This window comes from Halobaculum magnesiiphilum, assembly GCF_019823105.1.
In the GTDB taxonomy this organism is placed as follows: domain Archaea; phylum Halobacteriota; class Halobacteria; order Halobacteriales; family Haloferacaceae; genus Halobaculum; species Halobaculum magnesiiphilum.
In genome coordinates, this window is sequence record NZ_CP081958.1 from 1,714,283 (window position 1) to 1,732,040 (window position 17,758).

Genomic DNA, 17,758 nt, shown 5'->3' on the forward strand with positions numbered 1-17,758 from the left:
CCGGCGGCAACGCGCCTCCAGTACACTCCGCGGTCAGAACGCGACCTCCACCCCGTTCTCCTCGCTCGCTTCTCCCCACAGATAGTTCGCGGTCGCCGTGTCCAACACCGCCGAGCCGACGCTCTCGACGACGATCAGCTCGTCGGCCGATTCCCGGCCGGCCTCGCCCTCGAACACCGCCGACAGCGGCGTCAGCCGCGCGGGGTCGACCTCGTTGTCGACGATGTCGCCGACGGCCGCGACCTCCTCGGGAACGTCAGCGAAGGCTCGGTCGGCCCGCTCGAACGTCGCGCGGTCGAGTTCCCGCATCGACGCTTCGTAGGCGCCCACGGCGATCACCAGCGCGCCGTCGGCGAGCGCCTCGCCCGGGAACACCGGCGTCTCGCTGGTCGTCGCGGTGACGACCACGTCTGCGTCGCGGACGGCCGCCTCCGCCGTGTCGACGGTCTCGGCGGCGATCCCCTCGCTCCGGAGGTCCGCCGCGCAGCCTTCCCGCGAATCGGGCGTCGGCGAGTAGATCCGCGCCCGGTCGACGCCGCGGGCCGCGTCGATCGCGCGGGTCTGCCAGCGCGCCTGCTGGCCGGCGCCGATCACCGCGAGGTCCACCGGACCCGATCCGGCGGCCAACTCCCGCGCCGCGAGCCCACCGATGCAGCCCGTTCGGGCGTTGGTGATGCGCTCGCCGGCCAACAGCGCGAGCGGGGCGCCGTTCGACGCGTCGGTGAGCAGCACCTGCGCCTGCACCGTCGGTCTGTCGACCGCGGGGTCGGCGTTCCCGGGGAACACGGACGCGAGCTTCGTCGCGTACGCCGGGTCGCCGTGGACGTACGCCGGCATCGCGAGCCCGGTGCCCGCGGGCTCGTTGCGGCCGTCGAGCCCCTCGCCGACCGGGAAATGCGGTCGCTCGGGACGCTCCACCTCGCCGCGGCCCTGCTTCAGGAACGCCTCCTCGATCACCGGGAGGAGGGCCTCAAGCGAGAGCAGCGAGGCGACCGCGTCGTCGTCGAGGACGTGCATACGCGGGGGTCGACGCGGCGGGACTTCGGTGTTTCCTCGGACGGGCGACGACGGCAGGGCAGCGGGATGGCGTGGCAGCGGGGCGGCAAGACGACGTGAGAAGGGGACGACGGCTCCGAACTTACTCTAACAGCAGCAGCTCTGGGCGCTCCAGCCGCTCCATCACGAAGTTCGTGAACCGGCCGGCCTCGGCGCCGTCGATGACGCGGTGGTCGATCGACAGCGACAGCGGGAGGGTGTGGGCCGCGCGCACCTCGCCGTCCTCGGCGACGGGGCGCTCGTCGATGGCGCCGAGCCCCATGATCGCCGTCTCGGGGTAGTTGATGATCGGCGTCGCGTACTCGCCGCCGATGGCGCCGAAGTTGGTGATCGTGAAGGTTCCGCCCTGCATCTCCTCGCGGGTGACCTTCCGCTCGCGGGCGCGCGCGGCGAGGTCGTTCACTTCGTCGGCGAGTTCGAGGATCGACTTCTCGTCGACGTGTTTCACGACGGGGACCATCAGGCCCGCGTCGGTCGCGACGGCGATCCCGAGGTTGTACTCCTTCTTCAGGAGGATCTCCTCGTCGTCCTCGCGGAGCTCGGAGTTGAGGTACGGGAACTCCTTGAGCCCGGCCACGAGCGCCTTCATCACGAACGGCATGTAGCTGAGCTTCACGTCGCGCTCGGCGGCGCGCTCCTTCAGGCTCGCGCGCACGTCGACCAGCTCGTCGACGACGGCGGTGTCGTGGTGGGTGACGTGCGGCGCCGTGTACTTCGAGGTCTCCATCTGCTGGCCGATGGTGCGGCGGACGCCGCGGTACGGCACCGACTCCGGCTCGCGGGAGCCCGCGGCGGCGCCGTTGCCCGACGCGGCGGCGGAGGCGGACGCGCCGGCGTCGTCGGCGCCGGCGGCCGACTCCGCGGCCTTCGCCTCCGTCACGGCCTGCGCGTACTGCTGGACCTGATCGGCCGTCACGAACGCCTCGCCGTCGCGCGTCTCGTCGGTCGGCACATCGTTCAGGTCGACGCCCGCGTCCTCCGCGGCCTTGCGGGTCGCCGGCACCGCGAGCGTGCGGTCGCGTCCGGCGGCCTCGACGGACGACGGAGCCGGCGACGGCGCGGTGTCGTCCGCGGCGGCATCGGCGTCGCCGGCGGCGCCGGCGTCCCCCGCCTCGGAGACGGCCGACCGCGTGTTCTCGATGTCGACCGATTTCGGGCCCGAGGAGTCGCCCTCGGCGACGTCCTCGGTCCCGTCCGACTCGGCGTGCGCTCGCACGTCGCCCTCGGTGACGCGGCCGCCGGGGCCGCTCCCCTCGACGGCGGCGATGTCGACGCCGAGCTCACGGGCGAGCCGTCGGGCGGACGGGGGCGCGAACACCCGGCCCGAGGAGGGCGCGGGCGCCTCGTCGGCTGTGTCGGCGTCGGCGTCGGCGTCGACACCGGCGTCGACGTCGGAGTCCGCGTCCGCGTCGGTGCCGGCGTCAGCGTCCGCGTCGGCGACCGGTTCGGATCCGGATTCGGACTCGCCCGCATCGTCGGCAGCGGCGGCGGTGTCCTCCTCGCCGTCCTCGTCGACGTCGTAGGTGATGATCACGTCGCCGACGGGGACCATCTGGCCCTCCTCGGCGTGCAGTTCCTTCACCGTCCCGTTGTACGGGGACGGGACCTCCACGAGCGCCTTGTCGGTCTCGACTTCCGCGACCGGCTGGTCCTCGGTGACCGTGTCGCCGGGGGCGACCAGCCAGTTGACGAGTTCCCCTTCGGCGACGCCCTCGCCGACGTCGGGGAGCTTGAACTCCTTCTCGGCCATGGGTTAGAACTCCACGGCCTCCTTGATACCGTCGGCGACTCGCGCCGCGTTCGGGAGGTAGTAGTCCTCCAGCGCGTACAGCGGGTACGGCACGTCGTAGCCGGTGACGCGCTTGATCGGCGCCTCCTGGTACAGCAGCGCCTCCTCCTGCAGCGTCGCGGTGATCTCGCCCGCGAGCCCGCCCGTCTTGGGCGCCTCGTGGACGACGCACGCGCGGCCGGTCTTCTTGAACGACTCGACGATGGCCTCGCGGTCCATCGGGGAGACGGTGCGAAGGTCGACGACCTCGGCGTCGATACCCTCCTCGGCCAGCTCCTCGGCGGCCTCGAGGGTCGGGCGGGTCATCGCGCCGTAGGTGAACACGGACACGTCCGAGCCCTCACGGCGGGTCTTCGCCTCACCGATCGGTACCTCGTAGTCGCCCTCGGGCACGTCGCCACGGAAGGCGCGGTAGATGAGCTTCGGCTCCATGAACACGACCGGGTCGGGGTCGCGGATCGACGAGATGAGCAGCCCCTTGGTGTCGTACGGCGTCGAGGGCATGACCACCTTCAGCCCGGCCTCGTGGGTGTAGAACGCCTCCTTCGACTCCGAGTGGTGCTCGGGCGCGCGGATGCCGCCGCCGTAGGGCATGCGCAGCACCATCGGGAGCGTGTAGCGGCTGCGCGAGCGCGTGCGCAGCCGGGCCATGTGGCTCACGATCTGGTCGAAGCCGGGGTAGGCGAACCCGGAGAACTGGATCTCGGGGATCGGCTTCAGGCCCATCGCGGCCATGCCGACGGCGGTGCCGATGATGCCCGACTCCGCCAGCGGGGTGTCGATGACGCGGTTCTCGCCGAACTCGTCGTACAGGCCCTCGGTGGCGCGGAAGACGCCGCCGTTCTTGCCGACGTCCTCGCCCATGACGAGCACGTCGTCGTCCAGCTCCATCTCGGTCGCGAGCGCGTCGCGGACCGACTGTACCAGCGTCAGGTTCTGCGTGGCTTCTTGCTCTTGCGTGCTCATGATCTCACTCCTCCACGAACGCGTCGTCGCCGTACTCCTCGCGCAGTCGCGCGAACTCCTCGGCCTGCCGTCGGATCTCCGGGGTCTGCTCGGCGAACACGTGCTCGAACATCGAGGACGGGTCCGGCCGAACCGTCGACTCCGCCGCGTCGATGGCGTCGGCCACCTCCTCGCGGACGGACTCCTCGACCGCGGCGACGCGCTCGTCGTCGAGCACGCCCTGGTTCCGGAGGAACCGCTCCAGCCGCGGGATCGGGTCCTTCGCCTTCCACTTCTCGACCTCCTCGTCCTCGCGGTAGACGCTCGGGTCGTCGGCGGTCGTGTGCGCGCCGAAGCGGTACTGGACCGCCTCGATCAGCGTCGGACGGCGCTCGCCCTCGCCCGGGTTCTTCGCCTTCTCCAGCGCCTCGGTCGTCGCCTTGTAGACGGCCAGCGGGTCCATGCCGTCGATCTGGACGCCCTCGAAGCCGTAGGCGACCGCCTTCTGTGCCAGGGTCTCGCTGGCGGTCTGGCGCTCGCGCGGGACCGAGATGGCCCACTGGTTGTTGTTGCAGAAGAACACGTTCGGCGTGTCGAACACGCCCGCGAAGTTCAACCCCTCGTGGAAGTCGCCCTCGCTGGTCGCGCCGTCGCCGAAGTAGCAGATGAACGCGCGGTCGGTGTCGCCGTCGTTCTTCAGCTTGTCCGCCCAGGCCATCCCCGTCGCGTGGGGGACCTGGCTCGCGATGGGGACCGCGGGCGTGAAGACGTTCGCGTCCTCGGGGATGAGGCTCCCGCGCTCGTCGCCCATCCAGTACAGCAGCGTCTGTTTCAGCGGCAGGCCGCGGACCAGCGCCGCCCCGTGTTCGCGGTAGGAGGGGATCATCCAGTCGTCCTCGGCCAGCGCCAACGCGGAGCCGACCTGCGCACCCTCCTGTCCCGACAGCGGCGGGTACGTCCCCATGCGCCCCTGCCGCTGGAGCGACACCGCCCGTTCGTCGAAGTGGCGGGCGAGTTTCATGTGGCGGTACATCGCGACGAACTCCTCCTCGGAGAGGTCCGGGACGTCGCCGACGACGCCGCCCTCCTCGTCGAGGACCTGAACCATCCCGTCGCCGGGGTCGCGCTCGAGCGTGCTCACGGTACCCACCTTCGCATACCAGAACGCTGTCCGTCCCGCCTGATAGTGTTTTCGTAAATAGTTTACTGTGGACAGAAATACTGCCAAGAATTGGCAGGGCGTCGAATCTCCCTCGAATGAACCGGATGTTCGTACGTATTTCTTCGTGTATCCCCGAGGTTGCTTTGTGAACGGCCGAAAAGGAGACGGAGTTCTTTACAATCGTTAATGCATGCTGTTCGCTAGCACGAGGCACGACATCGCACGCGTCGGACGTGAGAGCGGGGGTCGTGAACAGCGGGGGATCAGTCGGCCGCCTGTGCGGCCTCGCGCGCCTCCTCGATCGTCGCCCCGTCGCGGACGAGCGCCTCGACGAAGAACTCGCCCGCCTTGTACGACGACCGGACCATCGGTCCGGAGGCGCAGTACAGGAACCCGAGCTCCTCCTCGGCGACGCGCGCCCAGGTGTCGAACGCGTCCGGGTGGACGTACTCGAACACGTCGAGGTGCGAGCGCGACGGCTGGAGGTACTGCCCGAGCGTGACGATATCGACGTCGACGTTCCGGAGGTCCCGCAGCGTGCGGTACACCTCGTGGTCGTACTCGCCGAGCCCGAGCATAACGCTGGTTTTCGTGTGGATCTCTGACTCGCGGTTCACGCGTTCGAGCACGTCGAGGGTCTGCTCGTAGTTCGCGCGGCGGTCGCGCACGGGCCACTGGAGGCGCTCGACCGTCTCGATGTTGTGGGCGATCACGTCCGGGTCGGCGTCGATGATCCGGTCGACGGCGTCTGGGTCGCCGCCGAAGTCGGGGATGAGCACCTCCACGAGGATCGAGGGATCGCGGCGTTTGATCGCGCGGATCGTCTCCGCGAAGTGACGCGAGCCGCCGTCGGCGAGGTCGTCGCGGTCGACGGAGGTGAGCACGACGTAGTCCAGCCCGATCTCCGCGACCGCGTCGGCGACGTTGGCGGGTTCGTCCGGGTCCAGCGGCTCCATCCCGCCGGTCTCCACGTCGCAGAAGTTGCACCCGCGCGAGCAGCGGTCGCCCATCAGCATGAACGTGGCCGTCCCCGGCCCGTCGCCGGGGCCGCTCCCCCCTGACCAGCACTCCCCGAGGTTCGGGCAGTTCGCCTCCTCACAGACGGTGTGGAGGCCGCGGTCGCGGAGGATGGACTTGATCTCGGTGAAGCGCCGCCCGGAGGGCGGGCGCATCTTCAGCCAGTCCGGCTTCCGCCGCCGACTACTCATACCTCGTCGTTCGTCGCGGGGGGCAAAAGCGTGCGGTATACCCCGTCGAGTTGGTCCGCCCGCGACTCGGATCCGATGCGGTTCGAGCCGCCGGCGCGTGGATCCGACGGTCGATTCCACGCATCGAATGTGATAACAGATTGAACCGACAGGGATTTATTATATCGCTAAGAGTGTGGAACAGACTCGCGAATGTTCGACGTCTCGCCCGAGGAGATCACCGACGGGCGGCTGGGGAGAGCGCTCGCGTTCCTCTCGATCCCGATCGTCGCCCAGCAGCTCGCGGTCACCGCACAGAGCATCGTCGACGTGCTCTGGCTCGGTCGCCTCAGCGGCGAGGCGGTCGCCGCCGTCGGCCTCGTGGCGCCGCTGATCGGGCTGATGACCGCGGTCGTGAGCGGGGTGTTCACCGGCGAACACGTCCTCGTCTCCCAGCGCGTCGGCGACGACGACGAACGCGGGGCGAGCCGCGCGGTGTTCCACGCGCTCGTCGCCGGCGTGGCGGTGATGCTCGCGATGGTGCTCGTCGCGAACGCGTTCGGCCGCCAGCTCACGGCGCTGTTCGACCCCGGCCCCGAGGTCGCCCGGATGGGCGCGATCTACCTCGGGACGATGGCAATCGCGTACACCGTCTCGACCGTCAGCGACGTGTTCGAGTACGGCTTCATCGGCGCCGGCGACTCCCGGACCCCGCTCCTGGTCAACCTCCTGTCGATCGGGATCAGCATCGGCCTCGACCCGCTGCTCATCTTCGGCTACGGGCCGATCCCGGGGTACGGGATCGCGGGCGCCGCCTACGCGACGGCGATCGGGTTCGGCGTCGGCGCCCTCGTCATGATCGCCGCCGCACGCTCGGGCCACCGAGGGTTCACCTTCCACCTCGACGCCGTCGGCCTCGATCGCGGGGAGTTCCGCGAGCTCGTCTCCGTGGGCGCGCCGAAGGTCGGGCAGGGGATCGCCAGACAGGTCGCCCGGCTCGTGGTCGTCGCGATCGTGTCGCTGACGGGCGGCGCGGCGGCGCTCACGGCGTACACGATCGGCGCCCGGATCGCGACGGTCGTGTTCGTCCCCGCGGCGGCGATCGGGTCGGCCGGGACGACCCTCGTGGGACAGAACCTCGGCGCCGACAAGCCTGCCCGGGCGACGCGGGCGACGTGGCTCGGCGTCGGCGCCGGCGCGGTCGGCCTCGGCGCGATCGGCGTCGTCCAGTACCTCCTGCCGGAGACCGTCGCCACCCTGTTCGTCCCCGGGATCGCCGGCGAGGCGCTCACGCTTACGGTCACGTACCTCCAGATCCTCGCGCTCGGCTACTGGGCGCTCGGGACGATCTGGACGGTCGAGGCCGGCTTCAACGGCGCCGGCCGAACGGACGTGAGCATGTACTCGACGATGCTCCAGTACTGGGCCGTCCGGGTGCCCGTCGCCGCCGTCGGCGCGTTCGTCCTCGGCTGGGGGGCGCTCGGGCCCTTCTGGGCGGTGACGATCTCGAACGTCGTCGCCGCCGTCGGGCTCGTCGGCTACTTCCGGTACTCGACCGCCGGGGGACTGCACGAGCGGGCCGCCGAGGGCGCCGGCAGCGACGGCGACGCCGGGGCCGCGGCCGGCGACTGATCGGTTCGGACGAGCGGATCGGACCGGTTCGCTCGTCCGAACCGGGAATCAGAAGTCGTCGTCGCCGGGGGCGATCCCCTCGGCGTCCTCCGCGGGCGGCTCGATCCCGACCTCCTCGGGGTCGACGTCGAACTCCCGGCGGAGGTCCTGAATCCGGTCGCGGATGTCCGCCGCCAACTCGAACTCCAGGTTGCTCGCGGCCTCCTCCATGCGATCCTCCAGCGCCTGGATGCGCGCCTGCGCCTCCTCCTCGTCGGCGACCTCGTCGCCGGCGACGCCCGAGGTGTCGGTCTTCGATCCGGGGAGGTTCGTCTCGCCGATCTCCTTCTCGATGGTCCGGGGCTCGTAGCCGTGCTCCTCGTTGAACGCCCGCTGGATCTCCCGGCGGCGGTTCGTCTCCTCGATGGCCGCCTCCATCGCGCTCGTCGTCGCGTCGGCATAGAGGATCACCTCGCCCTCGACGTTGCGGGCGGCGCGACCCATCGTCTGCACGAGGGTGGTCTCCGAGCGGAGGAAGCCCTCCTGGTCGGCGTCGAGGATCGCGACGAGGGAGACCTCGGGGATGTCCAGCCCCTCCCGGAGGAGGTTGATGCCGACGAGCACGTCGATCTCGCCGAGCCGCAGCGAGCGGATGATCTCGTGGCGTTCGAGGGTGTCGGTCTCGTCGTGCATGTACGCGACCTCGACGCCGGCCTCCTCCAGGTACTCCGTGAGGTCCTCGGCCATCCGCTTGGTGAGGGTGGTGACGAGGGTGCGCTCGCCGCGCTCGATCCGGTCGTCGATGCGGTCCATCAGGTCGTCGACCTGTCCCTCGGCGGGCTCGACGGTCACCTCGGGGTCGACGAGGTGGGTGGGGCGGACGATCTGCTCGACGACCTGCTCGGAGCGCTCACGCTCGTAGTCGCTCGGGGTGGCCGAGACGTACAGCCGGCGGTCGGTCTTCTCCTCGAACTCATCGAAGGTGAGCGGGCGGTTGTCGTACGCCGTCGGCAGGCGGAAGCCGTTGCCGACCAGCGAGTCCTTGCGCGATTTGTCGCCCTCGTACTGCCCCTTGATCTGGGGGAGCGTCTGGTGGGACTCGTCGATCACCGTGAGGAAGTCGTCGGGGAAGTAGTCGAGCAGGGTGTAGGGCGCGTCGCCGGACTCCCGGTCCGAGAGGTGGACCGAGTAGTTCTCGATCCCCGAGCAGTAGCCCGTCTCCTGGAGCATCTCGATGTCGAAGGTGGTGCGCTCCTCGATGCGCTGGGCGGCGACGAGGTCGCCCTGGCGCTCGAAGTGCGAGACGCGCTGTTCCATCAGCTCCTCGATCTCGGAGACGGCCCGGTCGATCTGCTCCTCGGGCAGCGAGTAGTGCTCCGCCGGGTGGACGAGCGCCGCCGGCTCCTCGCTGACGACCTCGCCGTTGACCACGTCGACCTTGCGCATGCGGTCGATCTCGTCGCCCCACAGCTCCACCCGGACGGCGTGGCGGCCGTACATCGGGAACACCTCGACGGTGTCCCCGCGCACGCGGAAGGTGCCCTGCTGGAAGTCCACGTCATTGCGCTCGTAGTTCAGGTCGACCAGCCGCTTGAGCAGCTCGTCGCGGCCGATCTCCTGGCCGACCTCCAGTTCCAGCGCCATGCCGCGGTAGTTCGCGGGGTCGCCGAGCCCGTAGATGGCCGAGACGGAGGCGACGACGATCACGTCGTCCCTCGTCAGCAGCGACCGCGTCGCGGAGTGCCTGAGGCGGTCGATCTCGTCGTTGATGGACATCTCCTTGTCGATGTAGGTGTCCGTCTGCTCGACGTACGCCTCGGGCTGGTAGTAGTTGTAGTAGGAGACGAAGTACTCGACGGCGTTGTCGGGGAAGAGGTTCCGGAATTCCTCGTACAGCTGCGCGGCGAGGGTCTTGTTGTGGGCGATGACGAGCGTCGGGGTGTCGAGCTCCTCGACGACCCACGAGACGGTGTTCGTCTTCCCGGAGCCGGTGACGCCCAGCAGCGTCTGCTCGGTCATCCCGGACTCGAAGCCGTCGACGAGTTGGCGGATCGCGTCGGGCTGGTCGCCCGCGGGGTCGAAGGGGGCGTCGACGCGCAGCGGCTTCTCCGCCTCGGGACGGTCCGGTGAGAGGGGTCCCTCGGTTTCGCTCATTGGAGTGGGTGTGGGGCGGGACGCACTTGACGAGCGCGGTCGAGTGAGTGAGCGACCGAAGGGAGCGAACGAACGAGACCGCGAAAGAACAGCGGAACGGTCCTGTGCCGCTCCGGCCATGAAGCAAGCGCGGACAACGGCGGCGCGCTTGCGGGCGCGCCGCCCACGAAGCGAGCGCGAACAAGGGCGGATCGCTCCTCTGCCGCATCGCCCATGAAGCGATCGCGTCGGCGACAGCGGCGACGTTCGCGACCGCCGAAACGCATACCACCCGAAGCCGAGAACGTTCGATCATGACACGCACGCTCCTCGTGGAGGCGGCAGAACACCTCCGGCGCGCGGCCGACGCCGCCGACGGCGAGACGGCCGAGCGGTTCGACCGGGTCGCGGACGACCTCCGGGCGGCGGCCGACGAGAACGAACCCGGCCCCGACCACGGCTGGCTCGACAAGCGGACGCACATCGTCCGCGACGCCGCCGGCGACGCCGGCGAGGACGTACAGGGTCACGCCGACGCCGCCGTCGAGTGCATCAACGAGTACCGCGAGGACGTGCCCGGCGTCTGAGTCCCGGGGCGGCGATCGACGGCCGATCGGGACCGCGATTTATCACCGGCGGCGACAACGTCCGGCCATGAAGATCGGACTCGTCGCCGTCGGACAGGCGGGCGGCAAGATCGCCGACGCGCTGCTGCGATACGAGCGAAGCGCCGGCGTCGAGATCGTCGCCGACGCGGTCGCGGTCAACACCGCCCGCGCGGACCTGCTCGGGCTGCAGGAGATCGACCCCGAGCGACGCGTGCTCATCGGCGGCGACCGGGTGAAGGGCCACGGCTCCGGCGCGGACAACGAACTCGGCGCCGAGCTCGCCCGCGAGGACATCGGGGAGGTGCGCGACGCGGTCGACGCGATCCCGACGAGCGACGTGGACGCGTTCCTCGTGGTCGCGGCGCTGGGCGGGGGTACCGGCTCCGGCGGCGTGCCTGTGATCTGCCGGGAACTGCGCCGGATCTACGAGGAGCCCGTCTACGCCCTCGGCGTGCTGCCCGCCCGCGAGGAGGGCGGCATCTACACGCTCAACGCCGCGCGGTCGCTCAAGACCGTCGTCGAGCACGCCGACGCGACGCTGCTGTTCGACAACGACGCCCACCGCGAGACGGGCGAGAGCCTCGCGGGCGGCTACGGCCGCGTGAACGAGGAGATCGCCCGACGGCTCGGCGTCCTGCTGTCGGCGGGGGAGGCACGCGACCCGACCCCCGAGAAGGTGGTCGACGCCAGCGAGATCATCAACACGCTCGGGCGCTCGGGCGGGGTGGCGTCGCTCGGTTACGCCTCGGCGCCGCTGGAACGCAAGCGCGGGCTGTTCGGGGGCCGCAAGCGGATCGAGGAGGACGCGCTGGAGTCGACGACGCGCGTGACCGCGACGGTCCGGCGTGCAGCGCTGGGCGGGCTGACGCTCCCGTGTGAGCTACCGGACGTGGAGCGGGCGCTGGTCGTCGTCAGCGGGCCCCCGGAGACGCTCTCGCGGGCGGGCGTCGAGGACGCGCGCCGGTGGCTGGAGGAGGCGACCGGCACCCCGGAGGTGCGCGGCGGCGACTACCCCCTGCGCGACACCGACCACCTCGCGGCCGCAGTGCTGTTGGGCGGTGTGACCGAGGCGCCGCGGCTGGCGGAGCTGCGCGCGGGCGCCGTCGAGGCCCAGCGCAACGTCGCCGCGATCGCCGAGCGTGCCGAACTGTCCGGCGGGATCTGGGAGGCCGAGGGGCTCGACCCGCTGTTCTGATCCGGGCTCCGAACGACCGAGCACCTCCGAACCGCCGTGACCGCCGAACCGACGCCTCAGCAGACGTTCTTCGGCTTGACGCCCATCGACTCCAGCGTCGTCACGTAGTCGTCGTATGCGACCTCGACGATCCGGTCGGCGGCCTCGCGGGCGGCGCTCCAGTCCTCGTCGCCGTCGCACACCTCCGCGAGCGCGTCGAGCGCGTCGTCGAGGCGTTCGGCGAGGTCGTCGCGGATCCCGCGGAAGTCGTTCGAGGACGCCGGGTCGGCGTCGCCGACGAAGAAGCCGACCGTCTGCTCGGCGCGGGTGTGGGCGACCACGAGCCGGCCGTACAGCCCGCCGACGCGCTCGACGGTGCCCGTCAGGTCGGCGAGCACGTCGTACTCGGGGTACTCGTGGGGGTCGTCGGTCTCGGGGTCGAAGTCGGGGGCAGCCACGTCTCGGTGCTCGCGCGCGTCCTCGGCGGCGTCGCCGAACAGCGCCGCGGCGTCGCCGTTGGCCTCGTCGGCGCTCCACGACTCGAAGGTCCGCCCGGCGAGGGCGAACTCGGCGGCGACGGCGGTGCGCACGGCGGCGGCGTCCATCTCGCCGCCGGTTAGCGCGTACAGCGACTTCGAGGACCCGAGCCGCGAGAGCGGCGTCTCGTTGTCGTCTCGGAACTCCGCTGAGAAGGCGTCTGCGTCCATGCCCGAACGTACGCCGGTGTGCCGCTTGAAACCCTCGCCGCCGGCAGCGCTGGCCCGGGCGTGACGGGGCGACCGGTCAATGCGCCGACCGGGCGGTGGCAGTTGGAACGCGCCGATCGCATGCCCGAAGCGGACGGCGACCCCGGCGACACCCTTACTAGCCGCCCGGGAGAGTCGCGGATGTGTCACGTCCCTCCGACGAGCCGCGGTCCGTCTCGACCGCGCTCACGGCGGCCGGGCGACTCCTCCGCGACCGCCCCGCCGCGGTCCTCCCGGCGTACCTCCTCTCGATCGGCCTCGCCGCCACCGCCCGCGTCCCGGTGACGGTCGGCCTCGGCGTCGCCGTGGCGTCGCTGGCGGCGACCGGTCGACTCGAACCGCTCGTGCGTGCGGCCGTCGAGCTACAGGAGGCCGCTCGCGCCGCCGGCGACCCCGGCGGCGGGATCGGGCCCGGAGACGGTCCGGAATCCGGTTCCGGGGAGATCCCGGCCGGCGCCGCCGAGGCGCTGGCCGACGCCGCCGCGAACGCCGCGACGCCGACGGTCGTCGCCGCCCTCGGGATCGGCGTCGTCGCCGCGGTCGTGGTCGGCCTGCTCGCTCGGGCGCTGGGATCTGCGGTGTCGTACGGGACCGTCTGGGCCGGGCTCGACGGCCGCGACCCGCTCGTGTCCGGCGTCCGAACCGCCGGGCGCTGGCGGACGTTCCTCGGACTCGCGCTCGTCCGCGCGGTCGTCGGCCTCGTCGCAGTCGGCGGCCCGCTGTTCGTCGGGGTGAACCTCGCGCTCCGGCCCGCAGTGATCGGCGGCGACGCAGCCGCTGGCGTTGCCGCGATCCTCCTGACCGTCGGACTCGTCGGCCTCGGCGTCCTGGTCCTCCTCCTCACGTACTTCCTGCTGGCGTTCGCGGAGTCGGCCGCCGTCGTCGACGGCCGCGGGGCCGTCGGGTCGATCCGGGCGAGCCTCGGGTTCGTTCGCGACCACCCGGCCCACGCCGTCGGGTTCGCGCTCGTCGCCGTCGGCGGCTACGTCGCCGCCGCGGTCACCGTCGGCGTCGCCAACGCCGCGGGGGCGGGCAGTCTCGGCGGGATCGTGTTGCCGCTCTTCGTCGTCCCGCTGCTCGACGCCGGCGCGACCGCGCTGTACGCCGGATGCGACCGCCCTGAACCGGTCGAGCGTCCGGGGTTCCGCACGCGCGTTCGCCGCGCGCTCGGGCACGGCTGGAGCGAGATGACGGGGTTCGTCGCCGGCCATCCGGTCGCGGTGCTGGCCGCGCTCGCGACGCTGGCCGGCGGGGTCGCCGCTGGGTACGCCACGACCGCCCCGTACGGGGTGACGGCGTCGGGCCCGGAGGACGTGGCGGGCGTGTTCGGCGCGGTCCCGGTCGGCCCGTTCGTCACCATCGCGGCGAACAACTGGCTCGTGAGCGTGGGGCTCGCGTACGGCGGCGTCGCGTTCGGCCTCCCGGCGGTGTCCGGGCTGCTGTTCAACGGCGTCCTCGTCGGCGCGCTCGCGGGCGTGTTCGACCGGACGGCGTTCCTCGCGCTCGTGGCCCCCCACGGCGTGCTCGAGCTCCCGGTGATCGCCGTCGCCGGCGGGCTCGGACACCACCTCGGCGGCGTCGGCTGGCGCGCGGTTCGTGGCCGCGCGGACGCCGAGGCGGTCGCGGCCGCGCTTGAGCGGGCCGCACACGTGCTGGTCGGGATCGGGATCCTGCTGGTCGTCGCGGCCGCCATCGAGGCGTTCCTCACGCCGCGGGTCGCGGCCGCCGTGCTGGGCGGATAACGCTCGGCCCCGCGATCTCGCGGGGTCGGTTCGGCGTCCGTCGTAGCCGTGATCGGTCGAAATCCTGGCGCAGAGACACATACGCACCTTTTTGGTAGCCGGTGTCCGAGCGCGCCCATGGGCGATCTGTCTCCCGGGGAAGCCCTCCTCGATCACGCACAGGACGAGATCGCCGTCGTCACCGCCGACGGGACGTTCACCTACGTGAACGCCGCCGTCGAGGCGATCCTGGGATACGAACCGGAGGACCTCGTCGGCGAGAACGTCTTCTCGTACGTCCACCCCGACGACGCGCCGAGGGTCCGACGGAAGTTCGATCGAACGGTCCGGTCGGACGCGTACGACGAGACCACCGTCACGTACAGACACCGGACCAGCGACGGGTCGTGGGTGTGGTTCGAGAGCCGGCTGTCGAACCTGACCGCCGACGCGTACGACGGATACGTCGTGAGCTCGCGCGACATCACCGAACGGGTGCTGGCCGAGGAGACGCGCGACGCCGCCGCTACGCGGTTGCACACGATCGCCTCGGTGTCGGGCGACGTCCTCTGGCTGTTCGCCGGCGACTGGTCGGAGGCGCTGTTCGTGAACGGCGCCGTCGAGCAGATCTACGGGATCGCCCCGGAACGGCTGTATCGGGACTCGGTGGCGTTCCTCGACACGGTCCATCCGGACGATCTAGCCGGCGTGATCGACGGAATGGAGCGACTCACGGACGGCGAGTCCGTCGACATCGAGTATCGCGTCAACCCCGACGAGAACTTCACCCGGTGGGTGTGGGTGCAGGCGACTCCGATCGTCGAGGACGGCGTCGTCACCCGGATCGCGGGGTTCAGCCGCGACGTGACCGACAGACGCCGGCGCGAGCAACATCTGGTGGTGATGGACAACCTCCTTCGGCACACCCTCCGCAACGACCTCAACGTGATCCTGGGGACGGCAGAACGGATCGCCACGGCGTTCCCGGAGGCTGCCACGCTGACCGAACAGATCCGAGCGACGGGGACGCGACTGCTCCAGAGCGCGGCCAAGGAACGACAGATCATCGAGCTCCTCGTCAACCGACGCTTCGGCGAACGGATCGCCGTCGGCGACGCCGTCGAGCGCGCCGTCGAGCGGGCGCGAACGCGCCACCCGAACGCCGACATCGAGTACGTCGCTGGGCCGGACGACCGTTCGGCGGCGATCCCCTCGCCGATCACGGCCGCGGTGACCGAACTGATCGAGAACGGGATCGTTCACTGCGACGACCGGCGGCCGGCCGTCGACGTTCGCGTTCGATCCGGCGGCGACGGGAGCGTCGCCATCGAGATCGTCGACGGCGCCGCCCCGCTTCCCGACGTCGAGGTGAACGTGCTGACCGGGTCCCACGAGTTCGGACGCGACCCCGTCCGTCACAGCGGCGGGCTGGGGGTCTGGCTCGTCTACTGGTGCGTCGAACTGGCGAACGGAGCCGTCGCCGTCGAGAACGCGGGCTCCGACGGGAACCGGATCGAGATCACCGTCCCGACGGTCGCGGACGAGTCGACCGTGAACCCGGGCGGGCCGACTGCGGATCCGAACGGATCGAGCGCGAGTTCGAACGGGGCCGGCCCGAACGGGCGTGCGAACACCGGGCGTGCCGACCGCACGTCCGAGTGAGCGGTTCGTCTCCGGGGGAGATCGGGCGGGTTACTCGCCGCCGGGCTCGCTGCCCGTCACGATCGGGGCGCGCACGAGGTTGCCCCACTCCGTCCAGGAGCCGTCGTAGTTGACGGTCTGGTCGGCGCCGACGAGCTCGTGGAGCGCGAACCACGCGACCGACGAGCGCTCGCCGATGCGGCAGTAGGCGACGATCTCGTCGTCGCCCTCGGCGAGCACGTCGTCGTACAGCTCCTCCAGCTCCTCCTGGGTCTTGAACGTCCCGTCGTCGTTGGTGACGGAGGCCCACGAGATGTTGCGGGCGCCGGGGATGTGGCCGCCGCGCTGGGCGGTCTCCTGGAGTCCCGGCGGGGCGAGGATCTCGCCGCTGTACTCCTCGGGCGAGCGAACGTCGACGAGGGGAACGCCCGCGCCGATGGCGTCGTCTACGTCGTCGCGGTACGCGCGGATCGACTCGTCGGCCTCGTCGGCCTCGTAACTCGTCTCGGGGAACGACGGCACCTCGTCGGTGGTCGGGTAGTCGTGCTCCAGCCAGTACTCGCGGCCGCCGTCGAGCAGCTTCACGTCGTCGTGGCCGTAGTACTTGTACTGCCAGTAGGTGTAGGCGGCGAACCAGTTCGAGTTGTCGCCGTAGAGGACGACCGTGGAGTCGTCGCTGATGCCGTGTTCGGCGTTCAGCGCCTCGAAGTCCTCCTTCGTGAGCACGTCGCGCTGGGTCTGGTCCTGGAGGTCCGTCTCCCAGTTGAAGCCGATGGCGCCGGGGGCGTGTTCGGCGTCGTACGCCTCCGTGTCGACGTCCACCTCCACCAGTCGATACGCCGGGTCGTCGGACTGGAACTCGTCGAGGTGGGACTCCACCCAGTCGGCGTCGACGAGTACGTCCTTCGCGTAATCTGACATTGCGAACGACGGTACGCCTCCCCGCCGTATAATACCCGCATCCCCGGCAGAGGCGGCCATTCGTCGCATGAACCGGAAATCCTTGCCGCCATTTCCCGTCCTCCTGTCGGGACCGCCGTCGCCGGCGACCGACCGCGACCGCCGGCGGAACGGCGACGGCCGTGAACCAGCAATAATTTCCGACTTCTCTGACGCCGCGCGGGCGTCGCCGGCTCGACCGGGCTTTTACCGGCGCCGCGCGAACGGCGGGCATGAGCGACACCTTCGTCCCCGCGTCGTGGCTCGCCGACCGCCTCGACGACCCCGGCGTCCGCGTCGTCGACGTGCGCGACGCGTGGGAGTACGACGGCATCGGCCACGTACCGGGCGCCGTCTCGATCCCGTTCGACGAGTTCCGATCGAGTGCGGGGGATACGGGGATGCTCCCGGGCGCCGACCGCTGGGGGGACCTGCTCTCGAACGCCGGCGTCGCCCCCGGCGACGAGATCGTCGCCTACGACGACGAACACGGCGTGTTCGCCGCCAGGTTCCTCGTGACCGCGGAGCTGTACGGCCACGAGCCCGAGCGCTTGCACGTGCTCGACGGCGACTACAGCTCGTGGAGCCGCGAACACGAGACCGCACGCGAGGCCGCCGACGTGGAGCCGACCGAGTACGAACCGGGCGAACCGGCCGAGTCCCCGCTCGTCGACTTCGACGGCGTCCGCGAGCGCCTCGGCGGCGACGCGGCGGTCGTCGACACCCGCGACCCCGAGGAGTACGCCGCGGGCCACCTCCCGGGCGCAGTGAACCTCGACTGGCTCGAGCTGGTCGACCCCGATACGCGCGGGTTGAAGCCGCGCGGGGAGCTGCAGGGGACGCTTCGCGAACGGGGGATCACCCCGGATCGGGAGGTCCTGCTGTACTGCAACACCGCCCGCCGGATCAGCCACACCTACCTCGTGCTCCGGCATCTCGGCTACGAGGACGTGCTGTTCTACGAGGGGAGCCTCACCGAGTGGGAGGCGCGCGACGGCGAGGTCGTCACCGAGTAGGCGCGCGAGTCGGGGAGACGGCGGACGGGC

At 70.9% G+C, this 17,758-nt stretch carries 14 protein-coding genes; 6 read left to right on the forward strand and 8 right to left on the reverse strand.

From position 1 onward, the window contains the following. Positions 1-33 precede the first annotated feature (33 nt). From K6T50_RS08665 to lipA, 5 genes are all read right to left on the reverse strand, one after another. Positions 34-1,017, reverse strand: a complete 984-nt coding sequence (locus K6T50_RS08665) for an ornithine cyclodeaminase family protein (RefSeq protein ID WP_222606227.1) — start codon at positions 1,015-1,017, stop codon at positions 34-36. Positions 1,018-1,138: 121 nt separating this feature from the next. Next, positions 1,139-2,806, reverse strand: coding sequence for a dihydrolipoamide acetyltransferase family protein (locus tag K6T50_RS08670; protein WP_222606228.1), 1,668 nt, complete (start codon positions 2,804-2,806; stop codon positions 1,139-1,141). A gap of 3 nt (positions 2,807-2,809) precedes the next feature. Then, positions 2,810-3,811 carry an alpha-ketoacid dehydrogenase subunit beta gene (locus tag K6T50_RS08675; protein WP_222606229.1) on the reverse strand — a complete coding sequence of 334 codons (1,002 nt, stop codon included), beginning with the start codon at positions 3,809-3,811 and terminating at the stop codon, positions 2,810-2,812. 4 nt (positions 3,812-3,815) lie between these two features. Then, positions 3,816-4,931: a pyruvate dehydrogenase (acetyl-transferring) E1 component subunit alpha gene (gene pdhA / locus K6T50_RS08680; protein ID WP_222606230.1), complete on the reverse strand. Its 1,116-nt coding sequence runs from the start codon at positions 4,929-4,931 to the stop codon at positions 3,816-3,818. Positions 4,932-5,215: 284 nt separating this feature from the next. Continuing rightward, the gene (lipA, locus tag K6T50_RS08685; protein ID WP_222606231.1) at positions 5,216-6,160 is read right to left on the reverse strand and encodes a lipoyl synthase; all 945 of its coding nucleotides are present in this window, start codon (positions 6,158-6,160) and stop codon (positions 5,216-5,218) included. Between the two features lie 192 nt (positions 6,161-6,352). Here lipA and K6T50_RS08690 point away from each other — a divergent pair, with 192 nt between their 5' ends. Further along, a complete protein-coding gene (locus tag K6T50_RS08690; RefSeq protein WP_222606232.1) occupies positions 6,353-7,771 on the forward strand; it encodes an MATE family efflux transporter in 1,419 nt (472 codons plus the stop codon). A 48-nt stretch (positions 7,772-7,819) separates the two neighbouring features. On the opposite strand, the gene uvrB is transcribed toward K6T50_RS08690, so the two are convergent. Beyond that, a complete protein-coding gene (uvrB, locus tag K6T50_RS08695; protein ID WP_222606233.1) occupies positions 7,820-9,904 on the reverse strand; it encodes an excinuclease ABC subunit UvrB in 2,085 nt (694 codons plus the stop codon). A gap of 293 nt (positions 9,905-10,197) precedes the next feature. Between uvrB and K6T50_RS08700 the strand changes: the two genes are divergently transcribed. Together K6T50_RS08700 and K6T50_RS08705 are read left to right on the forward strand one after the other, a co-directional pair. Next, positions 10,198-10,470 (forward strand): DUF7553 family protein, encoded by a 273-nt coding sequence (locus K6T50_RS08700; protein WP_222606234.1) that lies wholly within the window; start codon positions 10,198-10,200, stop codon positions 10,468-10,470. A 67-nt stretch (positions 10,471-10,537) separates the two neighbouring features. Continuing rightward, positions 10,538-11,686 (forward strand): tubulin/FtsZ family protein, encoded by a 1,149-nt coding sequence (locus K6T50_RS08705; protein ID WP_222606235.1) that lies wholly within the window; start codon positions 10,538-10,540, stop codon positions 11,684-11,686. Positions 11,687-11,742: 56 nt separating this feature from the next. Here the strand turns inward: K6T50_RS08705 and K6T50_RS08710 are convergent, their stop codons facing one another. Continuing rightward, the gene (locus K6T50_RS08710; RefSeq protein ID WP_222606236.1) at positions 11,743-12,372 is read right to left on the reverse strand and encodes a transcription antitermination protein; all 630 of its coding nucleotides are present in this window, start codon (positions 12,370-12,372) and stop codon (positions 11,743-11,745) included. Between the two features lie 182 nt (positions 12,373-12,554). Here K6T50_RS08710 and K6T50_RS08715 point away from each other — a divergent pair, with 182 nt between their 5' ends. Then, the gene (locus tag K6T50_RS08715; protein WP_222606237.1) at positions 12,555-14,153 is read left to right on the forward strand and encodes a stage II sporulation protein M; all 1,599 of its coding nucleotides are present in this window, start codon (positions 12,555-12,557) and stop codon (positions 14,151-14,153) included. A gap of 117 nt (positions 14,154-14,270) precedes the next feature. Beyond that, on the forward strand, positions 14,271-15,794 hold the full coding sequence (locus tag K6T50_RS08720; protein WP_222606238.1) for a PAS domain-containing sensor histidine kinase: 1,524 nt from the start codon (positions 14,271-14,273) through the stop codon (positions 15,792-15,794). Positions 15,795-15,824: 30 nt separating this feature from the next. On the opposite strand, the gene K6T50_RS08725 is transcribed toward K6T50_RS08720, so the two are convergent. Next, positions 15,825-16,694, reverse strand: a complete 870-nt coding sequence (locus K6T50_RS08725) for a sulfurtransferase (RefSeq protein WP_222606239.1) — start codon at positions 16,692-16,694, stop codon at positions 15,825-15,827. Between the two features lie 251 nt (positions 16,695-16,945). Between K6T50_RS08725 and K6T50_RS08730 the strand changes: the two genes are divergently transcribed. Continuing rightward, complete coding sequence (locus K6T50_RS08730) at positions 16,946-17,728, forward strand: sulfurtransferase (protein WP_222606240.1); 783 nt, start codon at positions 16,946-16,948, stop codon at positions 17,726-17,728. Positions 17,729-17,758 lie beyond the last annotated feature (30 nt).

Bases quoted from the DNA above. Each gene is read 5' to 3' on its own strand.
- K6T50_RS08665 (WP_222606227.1), bottom strand. From the start codon at position 1,017: ATGCACGTCCTCGACGACGACGCGGTCGCCTCGCTGCTCTCGCTTGAG.
- K6T50_RS08670 (WP_222606228.1), bottom strand. From the start codon at position 2,806: ATGGCCGAGAAGGAGTTCAAGCTCCCCGACGTCGGCGAGGGCGTCGCC.
- K6T50_RS08675 (WP_222606229.1), bottom strand. From the start codon at position 3,811: ATGAGCACGCAAGAGCAAGAAGCCACGCAGAACCTGACGCTGGTACAG.
- lipA (WP_222606231.1), bottom strand. From the start codon at position 6,160: ATGAGTAGTCGGCGGCGGAAGCCGGACTGGCTGAAGATGCGCCCGCCC.
- K6T50_RS08690 (WP_222606232.1), top strand. From the start codon at position 6,353: ATGTTCGACGTCTCGCCCGAGGAGATCACCGACGGGCGGCTGGGGAGA.
- uvrB (WP_222606233.1), bottom strand. From the start codon at position 9,904: ATGAGCGAAACCGAGGGACCCCTCTCACCGGACCGTCCCGAGGCGGAG.
- K6T50_RS08700 (WP_222606234.1), top strand. From the start codon at position 10,198: ATGACACGCACGCTCCTCGTGGAGGCGGCAGAACACCTCCGGCGCGCG.
- K6T50_RS08705 (WP_222606235.1), top strand. From the start codon at position 10,538: ATGAAGATCGGACTCGTCGCCGTCGGACAGGCGGGCGGCAAGATCGCC.
- K6T50_RS08710 (WP_222606236.1), bottom strand. From the start codon at position 12,372: ATGGACGCAGACGCCTTCTCAGCGGAGTTCCGAGACGACAACGAGACG.
- K6T50_RS08720 (WP_222606238.1), top strand. From the start codon at position 14,271: ATGGGCGATCTGTCTCCCGGGGAAGCCCTCCTCGATCACGCACAGGAC.
- K6T50_RS08725 (WP_222606239.1), bottom strand. From the start codon at position 16,694: ATGTCAGATTACGCGAAGGACGTACTCGTCGACGCCGACTGGGTGGAG.
- K6T50_RS08730 (WP_222606240.1), top strand. From the start codon at position 16,946: ATGAGCGACACCTTCGTCCCCGCGTCGTGGCTCGCCGACCGCCTCGAC.